Source organism: Methylomonas sp. MgM2, assembly GCF_054172045.1.
Map to the genome: position 1 here is coordinate 90153 of NZ_JBSYXO010000012.1, position 19781 is coordinate 109933.

Consider the following 19781-nt stretch of genomic DNA (forward strand, 5'->3'; position numbering starts at 1 on the left):
GCAAGTTTGACTATCCTTATATTGCTTAGTCTGCCGATAGTGAGCTGTAACTTGGCGCGGCTTTTGGAACGCATTCCGCCGCTGGATTTTAGTCGGGTTCAGCAATCCGGGCCGCAAGCACTGGTCGTGATCGGCGGCGGATTGTCTAAATACGCCGAGTACGGTCAGAATTTGACCGTTAATACCAGAACATTGGCGCGTCTGCGCTATGCGGCGATATTGGCTAAACAATTTCACTTGCCGGTTTTAGTTTCGGGCGGCCGGGTTTTCAGTTCGGAACGCAGTTCCGAATATCCTTCGGAAGCATCGGTCATGGCTGGGGTGTTGGAAAAGGAATTCAATATCCCGGTGGCCTGGAAAGAACCGCAAAGTCGGAATACGCAAGAAAATGCACGTTTTAGTCATGACATGTTAAGTCGGTTTGGTGTTAAGAATATTGTTCTAGTGACTCAGGCCTATCACATGCCCAGGGCGTTGCGAGAATTTACTAGGGCGGGGTTTACTGTACTTCCTGCTCCGACGGCGTTCATAACCGATCAGTGGGGTGGGCCGATTGATTTTACGATATTTGATTTTTTACCATCGTCGGCTTCGTTGATGAATAGCTTTTTACTGGCGCATGAAAGCCTGGGTATGCTTTGGTATTTGATTCGCTATTAACCGATTGTTCATCGGATAAGAGAAAAATGGGGGTAAAATGTTATTTAGACCGATATTTTTTTTAATTGGTTTTTTCCTTATCGATAACGCAACAGCCGGTTCTGCCGAAGCGAATCTGCCGGATATGTTAAAACGAATAAAACCGGCAGTGGTCGCTATCGGGACCTATATGCCGACACGGAATCCTCGCGCGGTGTTTCTAGGAACCGGTTTTGCCGTTGCAGATGGTCAATACGTGGTTACAAACGCCCATGTTACTGCTAAAGGTTTAAATCCGGCGCGTCTTGAGCGTTTTGCGGTGTTTTTCAGGCAAGACCAGAATGAAAAAATGCTGGTGGCTGACTTGATAGCCACGGACAATGAACATGATCTGGCCTTATTAAAATTAAACGAAGGAAAGTTACCTGCGCTTAAAATTGGCGACTCTAATCGGGTTAGGGAAGGTGAGTTGTATGCCTTTACGGGCTATCCAATCGGGATGGTATTGGGAATATATCCCGTCACACATCGCAGTATTATTTCCGCAATTTCTCCGAACGCAATTCCGGTTCTTGCGAGCAAACAATTAAACATCAAAATGCTAAAAAAACTGGCTGCGCCCTACGATATATTTCAGTTGGATGCGACGGCCTATCCCGGCAACAGCGGTAGTCCTTTATATGATATCGATACCGGTGAGGTAATCGGCATCATCAACAAAGTGTTCGTGCAAGGAAGTAAGGAAAATGCGATTAGCCATCCCAGCGGTATTTCTTATGCGATACCATCCGAGCATATCAGCCATTTATTAGCGCAAAAAAACATAAAGTAAGTTACTGAAATAGCGAACGAGAATCCCATAATGATAAGAATATTTAGACACTATATTTCGACTGCCTATTTAGGGCTGATGTTGGCCGAATGGTTGGTGTTTTATTTGGCTATGCACTGGGGCAGTGCTATCCGGTTTCTGTATACTTCTTCATGGTATTCAACCGAGGAAATGATTCTGGCCTCATTGGTGTTCTCCGTTGTATTTACTACGAGTTGTTCCTTTTTTGGGTTATATCGAAAAACCTTAGATAGGGAAGAATATAATCTGCTGGAACGGATCAATTACAGTTTTGTCTTTGCAATTTTCGCGTTGGTTTTCATCTATTACGTCGTTCCTGATTTGATGCTGGCGCGCAGTGTGCTGATTTCCGCGCTGGTATTTTCGTTTGTAGGCATATTGCTAACCCGTTATTTATTTTACCGGTTTGTCAATCTTGATAAATTAAAGCGACGGGTCCTTGTTATGGGGTGTGGCAAGCGCGCGAGTGAGCTTGAAGTGATTAATTCCAGCTACGTGTACCGGGGTTTTGATATTGTGGGTTACGTCGCATTAGATGACTCGCAAGTCGCCGTACCTAACCCCATCACGCTAAGCGATGATTTGACGCTGGCGAATGTCATCAGTAACGAAAAAGTAGATGAAGTTGTCATCGCTATTGACGATAGACGGAAAAAATTGCCGGTCGATGACTTACTGGATGTCAAGATGTCCGGAATAATTGTCATGGACTTACAAACCTTTTATGAAAGAGAGCAACGCCTGGTATTTTTGAAAACGTTGACTCCAAGCTGGCTGGTATTTTCCGACGGGTTTGTCAACGATGGCATGCGGCCTATCATTAAACGTTCTTTCGACGTCATTGCGAGTATTTTGCTGCTCAGCGTTAGCTGGTGGGTGATGCTTATTACGGCACTGGCAATTTATATCGAGAGCGGTTTCGGGGCGCCGGTTTTATATCGGCAAATCCGAGTCGGCTACCGAGATAAGCCGTTCAAAGTCATTAAATTCCGTAGCATGCGAGTGGATGCGGAAAAAAACGGGGCGCAGTGGGCCAGCACGGCGGACGACAGGGTTACTCGGGTGGGTAAGTTCATACGAAAAGTTCGGATCGACGAATTGCCGCAATTATTTAACGTATTGAAAGGTGAGATGAGTTTTGTCGGTCCTCGACCCGAAAGGCCGGAATTTGTCGAAGGATTCGAGAAGACCATACCCTATTATAAAGAGCGGCATAGGGTAAAACCGGGAATCACGGGTTGGGCTCAGCTTTGCTATCCTTACGGGGCTAGTGAACACGATACGTGGCAGAAACTACAATATGATTTGTACTATGTCAAAAATTACAGTTTGTTTTTGGATTTGGCAATTATGATGAGTACCGTTGAAGTGGTTTTGTGGGGAAGAGGGGCTAGGTAAATAATTATATAAAGTTAATAATTTTTAATATTTTTTGGTTGTTTTATTATGCTGTATTATTAATGTAGCCATAAAGAAACTTGATAGGTAATCTTAGAAGGGTGGGGGGTTAATGGCTCAACCTCGACGCAGGTATTTGGTACTATATTATAAACGGGCGTAAACTGTTCTTGAAATAGATATTTAACTCTTTATTTTAATTGAAGTGTGAACGCGCTGGCGAGTAATTGCGTGATAACTTATTAAAAACACATAGTGTTCTGATGAGTTATCTTTTATAAAGAATTAATATTTACTTATTTGAAACTTTATTAGAGTTAAAATAATGATTCTTAAAAAAATTAACATATCGACAGTGTTTATGATATTGGCTGTGGGTTCATTTTTATCTGTTAGCTTGGCTAATCAACATGAATCTTTGCAATCCGTACCTTTAGATTCGGTTGGTGCCTTAGGAAGAATTGAACCTAGATCTAGAATAATCAATGTTTCCCACAATGCTGGCGCGGAAGGGGTGAATATTAGCCAATTACTTGTTCGAGAGGGCGATACTATTCAACAAGGAAGTGTTTTAGCGGTATTGGCTGATCATGATAAAAAGCAAGCCGATATTAATGTACAGAAAGCGAACGTTAATGCACTTCTTGCAAAATTGGATTCGGAACAAGTCAATTTAAAGTACACTGAAAACGAATTTAAAAGATATAATGCCCTCGCTCCTAAGTCGTTGGCGAGCGATTCCTTAATTGAATCTAAATACCTCGCTTTTCAACAAGCGAGGGCATCAATTCGGCAGTTACAAGCCGAAATTTCTTTAGCTAAAGCGAATCAAAAAATTGCTGAAGAAGATTTTAAAAATGCCGTGATTCTGGCGCCCATTACCGGAACCGTTTTAAAGATACATGCGTGGCCGGGTGAAAGAATTGGAGATGGAGGCTTATTAGAGATGGCTGATTTATCTCAGCTTGATGTAGTTGCTGAGATATATGAAACTGATTTACCGAAGGTGCAAATTGGTCAAACTGCAGAAATTCGTCTTGACGGAATAGAGTCATTTTATTCTGGTGTTGTTCGTGAGCTTGGTTTCCAAGTGCGGAAGAACGATGAGAATGATACCGATCCATTAGCTGATCGCGATAACAGGATAATCGAAGTCCGCGTCACGCTTGACGATCAAGCTGTCTCCGATTTGAAGCATCAAATATATCGTCAAGTTCGCGTGCGGATAAAATTGTGAACCTAGTTACCGAATTCTATTTTGCTGGACGATTAGCTTGGAGACAATTGATCCACGAGAAGCCGAAACTTATTGCCGCGATAAGTGGAGTCCTATTTGCCTGTGTTTTAGTATTCATGCAGCTGGGATTTAAAGATTCTCTTTATGCGAGTGCCGCATCAGCACCGACGAACTTAGATGGTGATTTATTCGTCATGCATAAACAGACGGAGGCAATGTGGCGGGCGGTTCCATATGAGCGTAGTGAGTTAATGCGCTCGTTAGGGCATGCCGAAGTGACAGAGGCATATCCCTTATATCTGTCTTTGGGGCAATTTAAAAATATCCAGACCCATATCAAGAGGACGTTGATGGTATATGGTTTCGATCCTAATGCTCAGCTTATGACTCTTGACGAAGTCAGAACATATCGCAAACAGCTAATTCTCAAAGATACCGCATTGTTTGATGAATCGTCGCGGCCGTTTTTTGGTCCTATGCGTCAGCTTATCTCCGAGGGAAATAATGTTACGGAAATTAACGATTATAAAATCAAATTTATTGGTCTTTTTCATCTAGGTGTTTCTTTTGCTGCCGATGGAAACGTTGTTACGAGCGATTTAAATTTCTTGAGAATATTTCCGAATCGGAATATCGATAAAATCGACCTTGGAATAATTCGGCTTAAGCCGGGGGCTAATGTTAAACAAGTACAGGCTGATTTGAAAGGATTGCTAAACGAGTATGTCAATATCTTTACATATAACGAACTGGTAACTTATGAAAAGGCTTATTGGTCTGATACGGCTCCGATCGGTTTTATTTTTGGGTTTGGCACCGTGATGGGTTTAGTGGTTGGCATGGTGATTGTCTACCAAATTTTATTTACGGATATAACAAACCATTTAAACGAATTTGCTACATTGAAAGCAATGGGATATCGGCATAGTTATTTCATTAAAGTCGTTTTTTCTTCGGCTTTCTTTCTCGCTATATTGGGTTTTGTACCAGGCTACTTTTTATCGATAAGCCTTTATCAATTGGCCGGGTCTGAAACATCCATTCCTATGCCAATGACTACGGAACGCGCAATAACAGTGTTTGTTTTTGTTTTATCGATGTGTGCAAGTGCTGGGATGTTGGCGATGCGCCGTTTGAAGGCGGCCAATCCGGCTGATATGTTTTGATGGGGTCTATAATAAACGTACAAAATTTGGATTTTAGCTACGGCTTTGGTGAGCTACAAAGACCGGTACTTAAGAAGGTTGGCGTTACTATTGGCAAAGGGGAGATTGTTATTATGACAGGTCCCTCGGGGTCGGGTAAAACGACGTTCTTAACGATTATTGGCGGTTTAAGGCAGGCTATGGAAGGGAGCGTATCGGTATTGGGAAAGCAACTGATCAATAGTGACGAAAAGACCAAGGTTAGAATACGTCGCCAAACGGGCTATATTTTCCAGCAACATAATCTGCTCAAATCGCTAACGGCTTTGCAAAACGTTAGCATGGCGCTTGAAATTCAGACTGGTTTGACTGAAAAGAAACGTTCGTATTTAGCTGAGAAAATGCTAGACGCGGTCGGTCTGTCTGATCGATTGCACCACAAACCAGAGCAATTATCGGGAGGGCAGCGACAAAGGGTGTCGATTGCTAGGGCGCTGGTGGGCAAACCAAAAATTGTATTAGCCGATGAACCTACGGCCTCTCTTGATAAACAGAGTGGTTTGGAGGCAGTCAATATTCTTAAACATCTCGCTAAAGAGTCTAACACTACTATTCTGTTAGTAACGCATGATTATCGAATTTTAGATGTTGCTGACCGTATCGTAGAGCTAGAGGACGGTATAATTAAGAACGGGATGGAAGATATTTATCCAGATAGTATTGGGCGGTAAATAATGAGGCAAATAAATGTTTTACAAATATTGGTGTTTTCATTTTTCTTCTGCATCATTTTGGGATGTACTTTAGTCGTCACGTCTTTGTTGTCTGGCATATTGCAATTAGGCGACTTTCGCGGCGTAGTGCTCACTTTTTTAGGTGTAATAATTCTTTATATTTTTGCGCTTTTGATCTTTCGTCTTTTTTTGTGGGTAGCGCCTTTAAAAGAAGGAGAAATACCTACGGGTAGCAAACAAGAATTTGTTTATCATATATATTTGTTATTTTTTTTGGTTCTTTTTTACCCAATCATGCGTAGCGGAGCGATACCGTTGCCGATTATGCGTATGATTTATCTGGCTTTGGGCGCTAAGCTGGGAGCTAACACTTATAGCTCGGGTATTATTTTAGATCCTCAGTTTGTCGAAGTAGGGTCAAATTCATTAATTGGGCAATATGCTCTTATTGTTCCACATGCTCTGGAAAATGAACGTTTAGCTCATTACAGGATTCGTTTGGGTAACAACGTGACAATCGGCGCGCATGCGGTTGTGCTCGGTGGGTGTGTCATTGAAGATAATGCACTGGTTGCAACGGGTGCGGTGGTAAAGAAAGGTACTCATATCGCGGCGGGTGAAGTTTGGGGGGGCGTGCCTGCCAAGCGAATTAGAGGTGCTGAGACAAATGAATGACCAAACCATTTATTCGCGCCGAGTTATTGAGATGCCACAAAACTACGCCGACACGCCTGATTGCCGTAAACAAATTATAGCCTATCTTATTCGGGCAGGTGTCCAGGCGCCATCCTGGTATAACTGCCAGCCTTGGCGGTTTGATGTGGGTGAAGACTATATCAATGTCATATTGGACGATTCGCGTGATCGGTCGCTTTATGATTGGGGGCATTTCAATTCAATGTTGGCATGCGGCGCTGCTATTAGAAATATTGAAATCGCTGCACAGGGAAGAGGAATTTCTACCAGGATTGAGTGGCTATCTGAAGTTAACGGCGATAATTTAGTTGTTGCCACGATATGGTTAAATTTTAGTACGGCCACATACCCTAGCGAACATGATTTGGCTATCGAGAAAGCAATTTGGATCCGGCATACTAATACTTCGATGTTCGATAATAATCCTTTGGCTGATTTTGAGCTAGCCGCTCTGACTGCGGCCATTGACTATCAAGATGGAGTGGGCTTGCAGTTGTTGACAAGCCAAAAAGATAAAGAAAATGTTTTTAGGGCTGCTGCTCGTGCTGAACAGATTCGTTTCTCCAGAAAAGATTTGCACGAACAGCTACATAAAATGATACGTTGGAACGATAAAGATGCTTATGCCGATAAAACTGGATACACATTGCCTAGCATGGGTGTTTGTGGGTTTGGAAAAGCGTTTTTCTGGATGTCTAAAGCATGGTGTATGATGCGTGTAATGAATCTGTTGGGTGTGGATAGGAGTCAGGCCGGTCGGGCTTGCGCTGGGTTAATGCACTGTGGAGTAATTGGCCTTTTAACTGTCAGAGCTTCGTCGTCCTATGATCTACTCAGAGCTGGAAACGCATTGGAATCGATTTGGTTAGAGATGACGGCGTCTGGGTTAGCAGTTCAGCCGCATAACAGTATACTGCAATTTTATTGGGCTTGGAAATTTGGTCAGGAAGACATTTATAATGTCCGGGAAAGGGAGGTATTAAATGAAGCTTTTGTCATGTTATCTGAAGTATTTTCAAGTTTAAAGCTAGGTAAGGACAGGTTTGGCGTGTTTTTGTTTCGTGTTGGAAAAGGTGGGAATGTCAAGGGGTTTACGTTAAGGGAAGATGTTGCTCGAATAAGCAGAAAGCCGTAGTTCCTCAGAACTTACGGCCTTCATTAATGGGTAAAACCTATTAACAATTAAGCTTGAATGGCGGTAGCATCTCGGCGACGTGTGCTCACAAAACCGGCGGCCATTAGTCCAATACCCATCAATGCAATGATAGATGGTTCAGGAATTGCTTCAATTTGGCTGATAGATAGATCTACGGCAAGCGATTGGCCAAGCAAGTTCATTCTAACTTCGAGTGCGCCCAAGTCGCTCATGTCTACTTGGCCGTTAGAACCGCACAGTATTTTAAGCGATGCTGTATTGGTTCCGCAAACTGCGGTTTCGAAGGAGTTAAATGCTATAGTTTCAACGCCTGGGCCTGTGGTTAACAGCTCGAATGTTGTCCACGTATTTTCATCGGTGAACGCAGAGACAGAGAACCAAAAGCCGATGTCAACGGTCAATGTTTCGTACTTAAATGCGTTACCATAATCGTAAGCGTTAAGGCCTAAACCAAAGCCACCGGCTACGGTCAAATCTTGCATGCCTGATTGACCGTTCCATTGAACCACGCCTTCGCCGCCCGAGTTAGTGTCGTTGTTGAACGCTAAGGTGTTATCTCCAACAATCTGCATGCTAACGCCGTTATTTAGATTTAACGGGGCGTTGTCGGTGATAAGATTTACCGAAACATCTCGCCATCCACCGATAATGCTGCCCGGGTCTAATGTATCGTCAACTGTATCGAAGACCGCTGTGCCGTTGGCTGTTGTGTCTTTGATTTCACCGCTCCCCACCGAAATTGGCACGGAAAATAGATCTACGGGTAAATATGCGTGCGCGTTCATGCTTAAAGAAAGCGCAATTGCGCCGCCAAGTATTGAAAGTTGTTTGTTCATAACGGGTCTCCGATAATGGATTTATATATGCACATACCATATAGCTATTTGCATGCCATTACATTAATGTACTGAAATTACATGGGGATAGCGAATTGTTTGCTCGGCATTAGCTAGTGATTAGGTGGCGATTGTAAAAAAAACTGACATACCGAGTTTGGTAAAGAGTATGATTTGTTAAAAGGGCGAACTTTGAAGTTAAAGTCTACTCAATGTTTTATTTTTCTGAATATTCAGTTGCAACCAGCCTATAGAGCAGGATCGGCAAGATGCAAATATAGGAATTTATCATAAAGAGCGTGGATGGAGATAAATGGTATTCAATGCAATTCTTGAGCATTAGCATTGTCGGGTCTTGAACTTTCCCATAAGTCGATTAAATATGATGAATGATTCCACCTCAAAGCATATAGTATTTTTTGCTGAAGCGGTTACTCTTGCGCATCTCGCTCGTTGTGTCGCGTTGGCTAATGCCTTGTTTGAACAGGGTTATCGAGTCACCCTGGCTGCAGATTGCCCTTACGACAGCTTGATTGGCCAATTGTGTTTTTCTAAGATATCGTTGCATTCGATTACGCCGCAAATTTTCTCTGATAGGCTCGCAAAAGCATTGCCTCTGTATACGTCAGCAGATTTGGTTAGTTATGTCGATGAGGATCTAAAGCTTTTTGAAATGCTGAAACCGGACTTTGTTATAGGCGATTTTCGGCTTTCTCTAGCCATTAGTTGTCGGCTGGCAAATATTCCATATGCTTCGGTTACCAATGCTTACTGGAGTCCTTATGCCGACATCGACTACCCGGTTCCGGATTTGGCTTTGACCCGGATTGTTGGTGTTCGTCTGGCGCAGAGATTGTTTGATCTGTTCAGGCCGGCGGTGTTCAAGTTTCATACGCTGGCATTTAACCGGGCTTGCAGAAAATTCGGTTTGATGCCATTGGTTTGTGATTTGCGAGAACTCTATACCCATGCCGATTACACGTGGTATGCGGATCTTGAAGGGCTAGTCCCGATGAAGGCTATGCCTGAAAATCATGGTTTTATTGGCCCGGTATTATGGTCCGTCGATGTGCCGCTGCCCGAATGGTGGTGCAATCTCCCGGATGACGAGCCAATTGTATTTGTTACTTTAGGAAGCTCTGGTGATAGCCGTTTGTTGCCAATGATATTAGAGGTCCTGGCAAGTATGCCGGTCACTACTGTTTGCGTGACGGCAAAAAAGACCATCATCAAGGGAGTCTATTCAAACATTTTCGTTACCGAGTTTTTATCAGCAGAAGCGGCTGTAAAAAAAGCTGACATTGTGATTTGTAACGGCGGCAGCCCTATGGTGTATCAAAGCTTGGCTGAAAATAAAGCGATCATCGGAATACCGAGCAATCTTGATCAACACCTAATGATGTCGGCATTAGTAAAAGCAGGCAAAGGGATTATGGTTCGTGCTGGACAAGCAGACTCGCGATCCATTCGCGCAGCAATGAATCAAGCTCTAGTGGTGTCAAAAAAACTGACACCCACCTGCGATATTGAAGATTTGTCGTTAAAACTGGATACTGTTACGTCGATTATCGATCGTGCCTGCGGAAGAAGATTGCGTTGAATATCGAGGTGAGGATGTACTAAATCTTTATTCAGGGCTTGTTATGGGTGGTTTTCTTAATGTTTTTGTCCGCAGTGTGTCCGCTTTGCCAATTCTGAACCCGACGATAAGATATTCGTTATTTTGTATGCCGAAAAGTTTGCGCAGAAGTTTTTCAGCTCCGGTAACCATTTTCTGATGTTTTGGAGATAACTCTGTTAGAGCATCTATACTCGCTCGATAAAAGAGTAATTGCAAGCCGATAATCGGTTGAAACGCAAATCCCTGTAAAGTAGACTCAAGCCAAATGCGCTGCAGGGTTCTGCCTGCCTGAACAAAATCAACCCTGTCGGTTTTTAAGGATGTAATTTGGCCAATCACACCAGCGTTTTGACAATTGTACCAACTCTTAAGGCCTATAGCGCGTGATAAGCCAAAGAAATTTGCAAAATTTACAAACCACCAGAACCTCAACATCGGGAAAAATGCTTTTTCGAGTCCATTTAAACCTAAAGTATCAATTGGCATGCCGTCCTTGCTTTCGTCTATCTCCTTTTGATTCCAACGGATTTGACTAAATAAAAAACGATGTATGTCTCGTCGCTCAAAGACCAATCGGTCATTTGGGATTAAGGCAATAGCTAGTTTCTTGATGATTCTTGGTTCATGAATAAAATAGGCATTGATTCCTTTGATTTTCGAGATTGAATCGATAATAGATTGAAGTTCCTCGCCTGATACTTGATGATTTTGGTAATGAAATCGGTTGGTGGTACGGTTGAAAATCGCATCGTAAAGCGGGTCGATTTCAACGTCATCTGAGTGAAAAATAATTCGCGCAACAAAATCGGGATTGCTCTCATCTGGAAACAAATCAATAGAGCTCTTATAACCGTAATGTTTTGAAGCAATTATGAGATTTTCAATTAGAGCGCCGTGGGAGATATACGAGGCTGCTTGTCGATAGTTGTAGTAGGAATTGTCGCGCTCGGGCAAATTATAGAGTTTAACTTGAGTGCAATTATTTGTAATCTCAAATCGCCAAGGTTGTACGTTATCTCCCGACGGCGCTCTAATTGCGGTATTTAAAATTTGTTCAATAGTTTGTCTATCCATTTCAGCGTTCAGGCATCTATATGTTATTTGCTTTTATGACGTGAGAAAACTGTCGCTTGGCTAGGGCTATGGTTAGTCGTTGAATAGGATTTTTATTGCCGGTCGGCCGCCACGTTTTAGCGAACTTATTTTCATAAGCATCGAAATGTAATCCCCAAGGTGCGGCTAATACCTTTCCCCTCTTAAGCAATATTTTTAGCACTTGCGTCGCCGCGACACCAGCACATAGCTCACAAGCCATGGGCGTAGATGGGCCCTTGTGATTTAGTAAATCGACTGCGTTTTGGTCGACGAGATAACCACGTTGTAACATCGCGGGCGCTAATCCTGTAAGAAAATGGAGGATTTTTTCGAATTCAGCTTTCCCATTTAATTGGAAATACTGTTCGAAAGTCATTTTCCCAGGTAAAAAGTTCAATAACGCAACTCCCATGCCTAGCGGAGCAGCAGTGATTGCCGGAATCTTTTTTTTAGCGCAATAGGCGAAAACCATTTCACGGGCTTCGAACGAAAAAAAATCCAATGCATCGACGTAAACATCAACTCCGTAGAAAAACTCGTCGATATTTTCTTTTGACACACCCTCAGCAAAGGTTTTTACGTTGAGCGTCGGGTTAACGTTTGTTGCCATCTCTGCAAGCACCTCCGTTTTCTCGCGCCCTAAGCTTGATACTACTGCTCCGACTTGGCGGTTGAAATTGGCTAATTCAAATTTGTCAAAATCGGCGATATGAAATGAACCAATGCCTAATCGAGTCAAGGTTAATAAGTGGCTACCGCCAACTCCGCCCAAACCGGCTATAGCTACTTTTCGGCTTTTTAGCTGGATTAGTTCATCCTCTGTAATCCAACCAATGTTTCGTGAAAAAGCCGTTTTGTAATCAAACACGCCATTCATATTCATACTCTTTTAGAGAAGACTGGTAACTATTTAATTTAATAGAATCATTGCTGTCCCGTTAAGATGATTCGTTCAGTCCTGATGTGTCTATGTTCTTAGATAAACTTAAGATATCAGCTTTCAAGACGGGTTTTTGAGTCAAGCATTTAGATTGTTGAATATATTAACACTGTTTTTTATTGCATCTTAAGTTTTATTTCAAGATGCGGATACACAGTTGGTTAACTGAGCAATAGTGTAATTGGGTAAAAATTCAATATTAAGTTGGAGGCTGGTTTATAATGATATAATTATACGCTGGCATTCTCGCTACTCAATTTTTTGTGGAATTCGTCAGCAATTTTCAATCCACAAGCAGCTACCGTTAATGACGGGTTGGCTGCGCCACTAGTTGGGAAAATGGAAGCATCCACGATATATATATTTTCTGTAGCATGGATTCGACCGTGGGGATCGACAACTGACGTTTTTGGATTATTACCCATCCGGCAGGTCCCACATGCATGGGATATCATCATGTTCTCATCGGCAACTTTTATTAAATTAGGTGATAAGTCTTTAAGCTTTCCTTTCAATTCTTTGCGAAATGCTCTAAGGCGCTGTTTATCACGAAGGCTAATGTGATATTTTATTTTTACGTCGTCAATCGTTGAGTTTGGCAACACTCGGTTTTCAAAGGACGCTTCATCTTCCATGATCGTTGTTGCGAGGATGCGGCCAGCCGTTAGAAACGAAAAGCCAGCTTTGATAAAAGGCTTTATTAATTTACCAATTAAAGGGAAAGTATGAAAGTGCTGTTCAGCAAAAACTTGCGCAACGAGTTGGGGAGACATTAATCCCCCTACTATATTTATTATTCCCCACCTATTTTTTTTATCACAATAGTAATCAGATAAAGAAAGTTCAGTGATAGCCCTGCCGACAAGATCTTTCGATTTTGTTTTTATATAAAAAAAGTCGATTAAATGGCGCATTAAATAGCGACCAACTAGATCGTTATTATTTCCAATGCCTTGTGGGAAGTTATCGCTTTTTGAATTCATCAAAATTGTAGGTGTAATCAGAGCTCCCGCTCCGATAAAGATGTATCGAGCTTTAAGTTGAATCGGACCGGCTGGTGTATTGCAATGTACGCCTACGCAACGACCATTTTCCATGAGTAATGTTTGCACTTTTGTTTGGTAGCGAACTTTTGCACCGTAATTTTCAACGGAGGGAGTTATGAAAACATTGCCAGCCGTTTGCTTACAATTGTTTTGGCAAAAAAAACCAACGCATTCCTGGCAGCTATCGACGTTTTTGTATGCTATTGGTGGTCGATAGGGGTGCAATTGTTTATCAGTCAGATAACTAAAGGTCTCCTTTCCTGAATCTGACAATTCTGGGGGGGGGGCAAGGGTCCGATGATCACCTAACGGATCTTGCGTTCCCATAGGCACAAACAATCTATCACAGAGGTTGTAATAATCTAATAAGTCTTGATAAGAGAAAGGCCATGATTCAAAATCGCTAGGAATAAACCGTAATAACCCAGCCCCATAAATTGCAGATGAGCCACCTTGTCCGCTGCCAATAACTGGGATGTTGCCGTTTAGTTTAAAGGTTCCACGAGCACTTTTTTGGAGTAAATTATCTTTTTCATTATTGCTTTTACCTCCGAAAAATACTTCAGTGTAATGGCCTGCTAATTGTGGATCCCAATCTTGGCTTGAGAGTCCTTTTTCCAGGAATAATACATCATATCCGGCTTTAGCGAGGTGATAGCCCGCAGCCCCAGCACCCATGCCGGTCCCAATCACAATGATTTCCGAATCAAGCTCATTGGTTATGATAGCTGGATTTGTACGAAGTGTTATTTCATTGGACATAAACATCCTCTTTAATTGGATCATCAAAAAAAGTGACCGTTTCAGATGTTATTCTGCTTTTAAAAATAAAATAATCCGAAGCGGTTCTCAAGTGTTGAACAGTACTCGCGGGTTAAGAAATCCCTACTTTTGGTTTTGCTGCCTTTTTAACTAATCGAGGACAGCAAGCCAAGATTAGCTCGACCAGGCGTTCATCGATTCAAGCTGGAATTATGCCTGGACTGCTTTTCGCTGGTATTGCACGTACAAATAATTTCGCTTCGATACATATTTCCTGCGTCAGAGTTTTCACATGTTTGCAACCAACTTTGATTTTTTAGTCGTTCATTTGGTCCCCCTAATATGAGGGTATCCATAAACGGATACTCCAGTGTAGTTTATCCTGGCGCCATATGAAGTCTAGATCAAATTTATAAACAGGCTTGGATAAATAACAGACGATGCCGCGACTGATTCCTAACATCTCAGGTTTCAGACTGATCGAAAGTTTGGATTTACGGTCTAGTTCTAGTCGCTCGTTCTGTCAATCACTTTTCCCAGGTTACAAAATGTTTTTTTCTTGGGTTTTAGTTACGTTATGCTTCAATTATCGGTCGCTTATGATCGAGTAAAACTAGTAGGTTTTTCAATCAACCGATTGTTCGATTCTAAGGGTCGACCTAAATAATTGCTGATTTTTTAACGATCATAATCCATACCGACCAGGTGCAATAATATTGTTTGGATCAATCGCGTGTTTGATTTTTATTAAAATATCAGGCACGGCATGTTCTTTGTTGGGTAAGTCCATAGACTGAATGCCTAACCGATAAGGCACGTAGCCGTGTTTTCGCCCGGTCTCCAATAGTTCGTCATAACACTTTTGGGCTCTAGCAACTTCTTCGGGGTTTTGTTTATCGTATAAGATCGGTATCGTACTATTCCAGCAACGGTCCGAAATACTAGTTAGCGTAATTAAAGGTTCGATCCGGTGTTTGATACAGATTTCTGTAACCATCTCCACATATTGGCGGGTAAGGCTAGGTTTCATAGGTAATAGAGGGGAATACCAAATCAATCCGCAGCCGTCTTGCGCCGGATTCATTGTTGAACCTTCAGCTGGTCGAGTGCCTGATCGCCAATAGGCCAGAGGTAGCGCGATCTCACTAGGCTCACCGGCAATTAATTGCATGGTTTTGTTAAGCGTAGTTAAAATCTTTACTAAGTTTAAATCGCGAATTAACGGAAGGGTCCGGCTGGCTTTGTGTGCAAATTTAACTTGACCGGGGGTCAAAAATACTAGGCGTTTGGCGACGGGGCGCAATATTTTTCGAATTTCTCCACGGGTTGCAGCAACGACTTTTCCGTTGCCGTAAATGGCTCCTACCCCTGTCCATTCCATGACTTGGTTTCGTTTAGTCATTTTGAGTATAAGGTCATGCGGAATCAAACCCTCATTATCTAATTGATCTTTAGGATAAGGCTCCGACATAGATAGGACTCGATGTTTGTTCATTAAGTTAATCGATCCTGTCGTACCCCCAAGTTCTTTCAGTACTTGACGCACTTTTTCTACCGCCAACTCCAAACTGTCAGCTTTTTTTACACTAAAAAAGAATGCTTCAACTCGTTCCGGTCTAGCGGCAAGTGCGATAGTCATTTTTGTCACGATGCCGAAGTTGCTTTGCGAGAATATTCCGTCAATATAGGGGCCGATACCCCATTTAAAAGCTGAATTAACCGCTGGGCCGCCTAAATTATTCAGCATCGAGCGGTAAATGGTTCCATTTGGGAGAACGGCTTCCAAGTCCATGACGGCACCGAAATGATCGGTATAAGGAGTAATACCGAAGCCGCGTTCCAAGGCATTACCAACCAGACTACAATCTGGACCGGCACCGGTGACGGGGATCAAATACGGATAATGATGTGTTTTTAAAAATGAGTCCAGTTGCCGCTGGGTAACACCGGGTTCAATAGTCAGTAATCCTGTCTCAGCATCAAAATCGAGAATTTTCTTCATATGAGACAAGTCGACCAAAACACAATGGTCTTGAGCCGGATTTTTTGAACCATAACCCCAGTTGTGTCCCGTACTGAAAGGGTAAAGTCTAACGTGATATTTCCGGGCGATTTCGACAACGTCTTGAACTGCTTTGACATCCTTCGGAATTACTACGGCTGGGATATTCCGGGTTACAGATATGCAGCTAATCTTTGTGACATCTAAAATGTGTTGATGGGTAATAACCGCGTGATCTCCTAATGCGTTACGCCATTCCAGAAGAGCTTGATCAAGTTGCAAGAGTGACATTTTTTTCCTTAAAGTTTATTACTGACATTAAGTATAGCCAATCACTCCAGTTGTACTGAACTGAGGCTGATGTTAGTAGCAACTAAGCGCTTCGGCGATCAATGAGTAGGCAACGCAACGGAGCCGAGACTGACCGATCCTAGCCTGTCAATTGACGCTAACGGCCTGTATGCGCGCCTATGCACAGTCCTAGCCAGTCCGGAACCAAATCCGCCTACGAATACGAAAGCGTCGCTAACCGTGAGAAACGGGATGATCAGACCCTAAGCTCATTGCGCCTGATGGAATGGAACACGGCGGAAAGTCGCCGCGAAATGCAAATTGCGAGAGAAAAACAAACTTTAATAAAGGAGGGTCAACAAATCGTTTCGAAAATATGCTCAGATGGACGATTCGGGGTCTTGCAATGGATTCAGATTGGAAACCCGAACGCTTTGATCGGTAGTTATGGACTGGCTTCGTCCAGCCAAGTGCGATTTCTTTTCCAGTTGGCGAAATAGAACATCGGCCCGCGATGCGAATTTTGACGGATGTGTCCTGGACACCATTATCTGCCGCTAACCGCAGTCAGATATGCTGTCGAACTCGGACGACAAAATGTACTTTAACGATATTTTCGGACCGTTGTTCTTAGGCTTCGTGAATTTGGTAGCATCAATACCGGCAGGTTTATACCATTCCTTAAAATCAATCGGCAGCTCGAGCAAAGGGGCGGTTATGCAATGTTTCACGATACCGTCAATTGTGACATAAGTACTTTTGCCGATATTTTGATTCGCCACAGTAGTCGAGTTGATCATAATTGTCCCATAAAGTATTCGGTTGCGAATGATGGTATTCACGACGCCTTAATATCTACTTAAGCTGCGATTAAAGTCAGGTTAAATATAGCTGATTAGAAACAGCAGGTTTTTTCCGGTCAGGGGCGCTGTTTAAGAGACGATGTTAAGGCATTCATTTCTTCGATTACGCTATAGCGAATAGCTGCGCGTTGGATCAGGCAATCGCGAAAAACGGATGCTGATCCTGACGAAATGAGCCGGGCAGCGAATCGGAACAGGTAATTTCAAAGAAACGCGAATCAATTTGGTCAAAACAAGCTCCATGCCGCGGTCAGGCCGGCCATCACGATGGAGACCATGCTCATCAGCTTGATCAGAATATTCAGCGACGGGCCGGAGGTGTCTTTGAACGGATCGCCGACGGTATCGCCGACGACGCAAGCCTTATGCATCACCGAACCTTTGCCGCCCAAGTGGCCCTCTTCGACGTATTTTTTGGCGTTGTCCCAGGCGCCGCCGGTGTTGGCCATGAACACAGCCAGGATGAATCCCGCGGACAATCCGCCGGCCAGCAAACCCATGATGCCGGCGACCCCGAACACCATGCCGGTGAGGATAGGGGCGACCAAGGCCAAAAGCGACGGCAGCAGCATTTCTTTTTGAGCGCTCTTGGTCGAAATCTCGACGCAACGCGCATATTCGGGTTTACCGCTTCCTTCCAGTATCCCCTTGATCTCGCGGAATTGGCGCCGGACTTCCTCCACCATTTTCTGCGCGGCCCGGCCCACCGCGTTCATCGTAAGGCCGCAGAACACGAAGGCCATCATCGAACCGATAAACATGCCGATCAGCACTTTGGGGTTTATCAGCGTGACCTGGTAATAATTCATGAAGTCCAACAGACTGGCATTGCGGGTTTCTATCAGGTCGCCGTTGGCCAAGGTCAGCGTGGATTGGCCTATACGCAATAGGCCGATCTTGATTTCTTCGATATAAGAAGCCAGCAACACCAACGCCGTCAGCGCGGCGGAACCGATAGCAAAACCTTTGCCGGTCGCCGCCGTGGTATTGCCCAGCGCATCCAGCGCGTCGGTGAGCTTGCGCACCTCCGGCGCCAAACCGCTCATCTCCGCGTTGCCGCCGGCGTTGTCGGCGATAGGGCCGTAGGCGTCGGTGGCCAGCGTGATGCCGAGCGTCGATAACATACCCACCGCGGCTATGCCTATGCCGTATAAACCCAGGCTCAGATTTTCGGCCGTCAGCATGTGTTGTACGTCAAACTCGATCGCGCACAGAAAAGACATGATAATCGCCAGGCCTATGGTCAACACCGGGAGCGCGGTCGAAATCATGCCGGTACCCAGACCGGCGATGATCACGGTGGCCGGCCCGGTTGCCGCGCTTTCGGCAATTTTTTGGGTGGGACGGTAGGCGTGAGAGGTGTAATACTCGGCGCCTTGGCCGATGATCAGGCCGGCGATCAAGCCGCAGACCACGGCGGACGAAATTCCCAGCCAGTGATGCAAATCAAGATATTGCAGCAAGGCAAACACCGTCAGGCCGATCAACAGCGAGCTGGTATGGATGCCGCGATTTAGCGCCCGCAGCAGTTGTTGCATGCCGGTATCGCCGTTGGTTCTGACCAGGAAAATCCCGAATATGGACAGAAAAACGCCGACGGCCGCGATCAGCATGGGCGCGAACACGGCTTTTAATTGCATGGCGGGATCAGAGGTAAAAGCCGAAGCACCCAAGGCCGCCGTGGCCAGGATCGAGCCGCAATAAGACTCGTACAAGTCCGCGCCCATGCCGGCCACGTCGCCGACATTGTCGCCGACGTTGTCGGCGATGGTCGCCGGATTGCGCGGATCGTCTTCCGGAATGCCGGCCTCGATTTTGCCGACCAAATCGGCGCCGACGTCGGCGGCTTTGGTGTAAATCCCGCCGCCGACCCTGGCGAACAGGGCCTGAGTGGAGGCACCCATGCCGAAGGTCAGCATCGTCGTCGTGATAACGACCAACTTATGGCCCGGTTCGGCGGTGTCGACGAAATAATTCAGAATGGAATACCAGGCCGAGATGTCGACCAGCGCCAGCCCCACCACGACCAAACCCATCACGGCGCCCGAGCGAAACGCGATTTGCAGGGCTTTGTTCAAGGATTCGGACGCGGCGTGAGTCGTGCGCGCGGATGCGTAAGTAGCGGTCTTCATGCCGAAGTAACCGGCCAGTCCGGAAAAAAAACCGCCGGTCAGGAAGGCAAACGGCACCCAGATGTTTTGCAAGCCGAAATAGGCCATGGCGGCGAACAGCGCGGACAGCACGACAAAAACCATCAAAACCACCTTGTATTGCTGCTTCAAATAGGACATTGCGCCTTCGCGTACATACTGCGCGATGTTTTTCATCGTGTCGGTGCCTTCGTCCGCGCGCATCATTTGCTTGAAAAAATACACCGCGAAACTAAGGCCTAAAACTGCCGAAAAAGGCACTATCAAGAAAATATTGTTTGTCATATGGGTTTAAAAACTGATTGCCTCAAACGTTT

General features: G+C 44.4%; 16 protein-coding genes. 10 read left to right on the forward strand and 6 right to left on the reverse strand.

Translation table 11 applies throughout. The annotated features are described in order from the left end of the window. Nucleotides 1–6 precede the first annotated feature (6 nt). From ACW73I_RS11260 to ACW73I_RS11295, 8 genes are all read left to right on the forward strand, one after another. Nucleotides 7–660, forward strand: coding sequence for a YdcF family protein (locus tag ACW73I_RS11260; protein ID WP_458029430.1), 654 nt, complete (start codon nucleotides 7–9; stop codon nucleotides 658–660). Nucleotides 661–784: 124 nt separating this feature from the next. Next, a complete protein-coding gene (locus ACW73I_RS11265) occupies nucleotides 785–1471 on the forward strand; it encodes a S1C family serine protease (protein WP_458029431.1) in 687 nt (228 codons plus the stop codon). A 30-nt stretch (nucleotides 1472–1501) separates the two neighbouring features. Further along, nucleotides 1502–2890, forward strand: a complete 1389-nt coding sequence (locus tag ACW73I_RS11270) for a TIGR03013 family XrtA/PEP-CTERM system glycosyltransferase (protein ID WP_458029432.1) — start codon at nucleotides 1502–1504, stop codon at nucleotides 2888–2890. 325 nt (nucleotides 2891–3215) lie between these two features. After that, entirely contained in the window at nucleotides 3216–4127 is a 912-nt protein-coding gene (locus tag ACW73I_RS11275; protein WP_458029433.1) for an HlyD family efflux transporter periplasmic adaptor subunit, read from the forward strand. After that, entirely contained in the window at nucleotides 4124–5293 is a 1170-nt protein-coding gene (devC, locus tag ACW73I_RS11280; RefSeq protein ID WP_458029434.1) for an ABC transporter permease DevC, read from the forward strand. The genes ACW73I_RS11275 and devC overlap by 4 nt, the downstream gene beginning before the upstream one ends. Beyond that, a complete protein-coding gene (locus ACW73I_RS11285; RefSeq protein ID WP_458029436.1) occupies nucleotides 5293–6003 on the forward strand; it encodes an ATP-binding cassette domain-containing protein in 711 nt (236 codons plus the stop codon). The genes devC and ACW73I_RS11285 overlap by 1 nt, the downstream gene beginning before the upstream one ends. A 3-nt stretch (nucleotides 6004–6006) precedes the next feature. Then, a complete protein-coding gene (locus ACW73I_RS11290; protein WP_458029438.1) occupies nucleotides 6007–6681 on the forward strand; it encodes an acyltransferase in 675 nt (224 codons plus the stop codon). Continuing rightward, the gene (locus tag ACW73I_RS11295; RefSeq protein WP_458029440.1) at nucleotides 6674–7837 is read left to right on the forward strand and encodes a hypothetical protein; all 1164 of its coding nucleotides are present in this window, start codon (nucleotides 6674–6676) and stop codon (nucleotides 7835–7837) included. The genes ACW73I_RS11290 and ACW73I_RS11295 overlap by 8 nt, the downstream gene beginning before the upstream one ends. Before the next feature lie 47 nt (nucleotides 7838–7884). Here the strand turns inward: ACW73I_RS11295 and ACW73I_RS11300 are convergent, their stop codons facing one another. Continuing rightward, nucleotides 7885–8694: a PEP-CTERM sorting domain-containing protein gene (locus tag ACW73I_RS11300; RefSeq protein ID WP_458029441.1), complete on the reverse strand. Its 810-nt coding sequence runs from the start codon at nucleotides 8692–8694 to the stop codon at nucleotides 7885–7887. Nucleotides 8695–9076: 382 nt separating this feature from the next. Here ACW73I_RS11300 and ACW73I_RS11305 point away from each other — a divergent pair, with 382 nt between their 5' ends. Next, complete coding sequence (locus tag ACW73I_RS11305; RefSeq protein ID WP_458029442.1) at nucleotides 9077–10294, forward strand: glycosyltransferase; 1218 nt, start codon at nucleotides 9077–9079, stop codon at nucleotides 10292–10294. 27 nt (nucleotides 10295–10321) lie between these two features. On the opposite strand, the gene ACW73I_RS11310 is transcribed toward ACW73I_RS11305, so the two are convergent. The 4 genes from ACW73I_RS11310 to ACW73I_RS11325 all read right to left on the reverse strand — a co-directional run bounded on the left by ACW73I_RS11310 (nucleotide 10322) and on the right by ACW73I_RS11325 (nucleotide 16451). Further along, on the reverse strand, nucleotides 10322–11389 hold the full coding sequence (locus tag ACW73I_RS11310) for a hypothetical protein (protein ID WP_458029443.1): 1068 nt from the start codon (nucleotides 11387–11389) through the stop codon (nucleotides 10322–10324). A gap of 16 nt (nucleotides 11390–11405) precedes the next feature. Beyond that, complete coding sequence (locus ACW73I_RS11315; protein WP_458029444.1) at nucleotides 11406–12287, reverse strand: ThiF family adenylyltransferase; 882 nt, start codon at nucleotides 12285–12287, stop codon at nucleotides 11406–11408. 293 nt (nucleotides 12288–12580) lie between these two features. Further along, nucleotides 12581–14158, reverse strand: coding sequence for a GMC oxidoreductase (locus ACW73I_RS11320; protein WP_458029446.1), 1578 nt, complete (start codon nucleotides 14156–14158; stop codon nucleotides 12581–12583). A 685-nt stretch (nucleotides 14159–14843) separates the two neighbouring features. After that, the gene (locus ACW73I_RS11325; RefSeq protein WP_458029447.1) at nucleotides 14844–16451 is read right to left on the reverse strand and encodes an FAD-binding oxidoreductase; all 1608 of its coding nucleotides are present in this window, start codon (nucleotides 16449–16451) and stop codon (nucleotides 14844–14846) included. Nucleotides 16452–16630: 179 nt separating this feature from the next. Between ACW73I_RS11325 and ACW73I_RS11330 the strand changes: the two genes are divergently transcribed. Next, entirely contained in the window at nucleotides 16631–16951 is a 321-nt protein-coding gene (locus tag ACW73I_RS11330) for a hypothetical protein (protein ID WP_458029448.1), read from the forward strand. 590 nt (nucleotides 16952–17541) lie between these two features. Here the strand turns inward: ACW73I_RS11330 and ACW73I_RS11335 are convergent. Continuing rightward, nucleotides 17542–19749 carry a sodium-translocating pyrophosphatase gene (locus ACW73I_RS11335; protein WP_458029449.1) on the reverse strand — a complete coding sequence of 736 codons (2208 nt, stop codon included), beginning with the start codon at nucleotides 19747–19749 and terminating at the stop codon, nucleotides 17542–17544. Nucleotides 19750–19781: the final 32 nt, after the last annotated feature.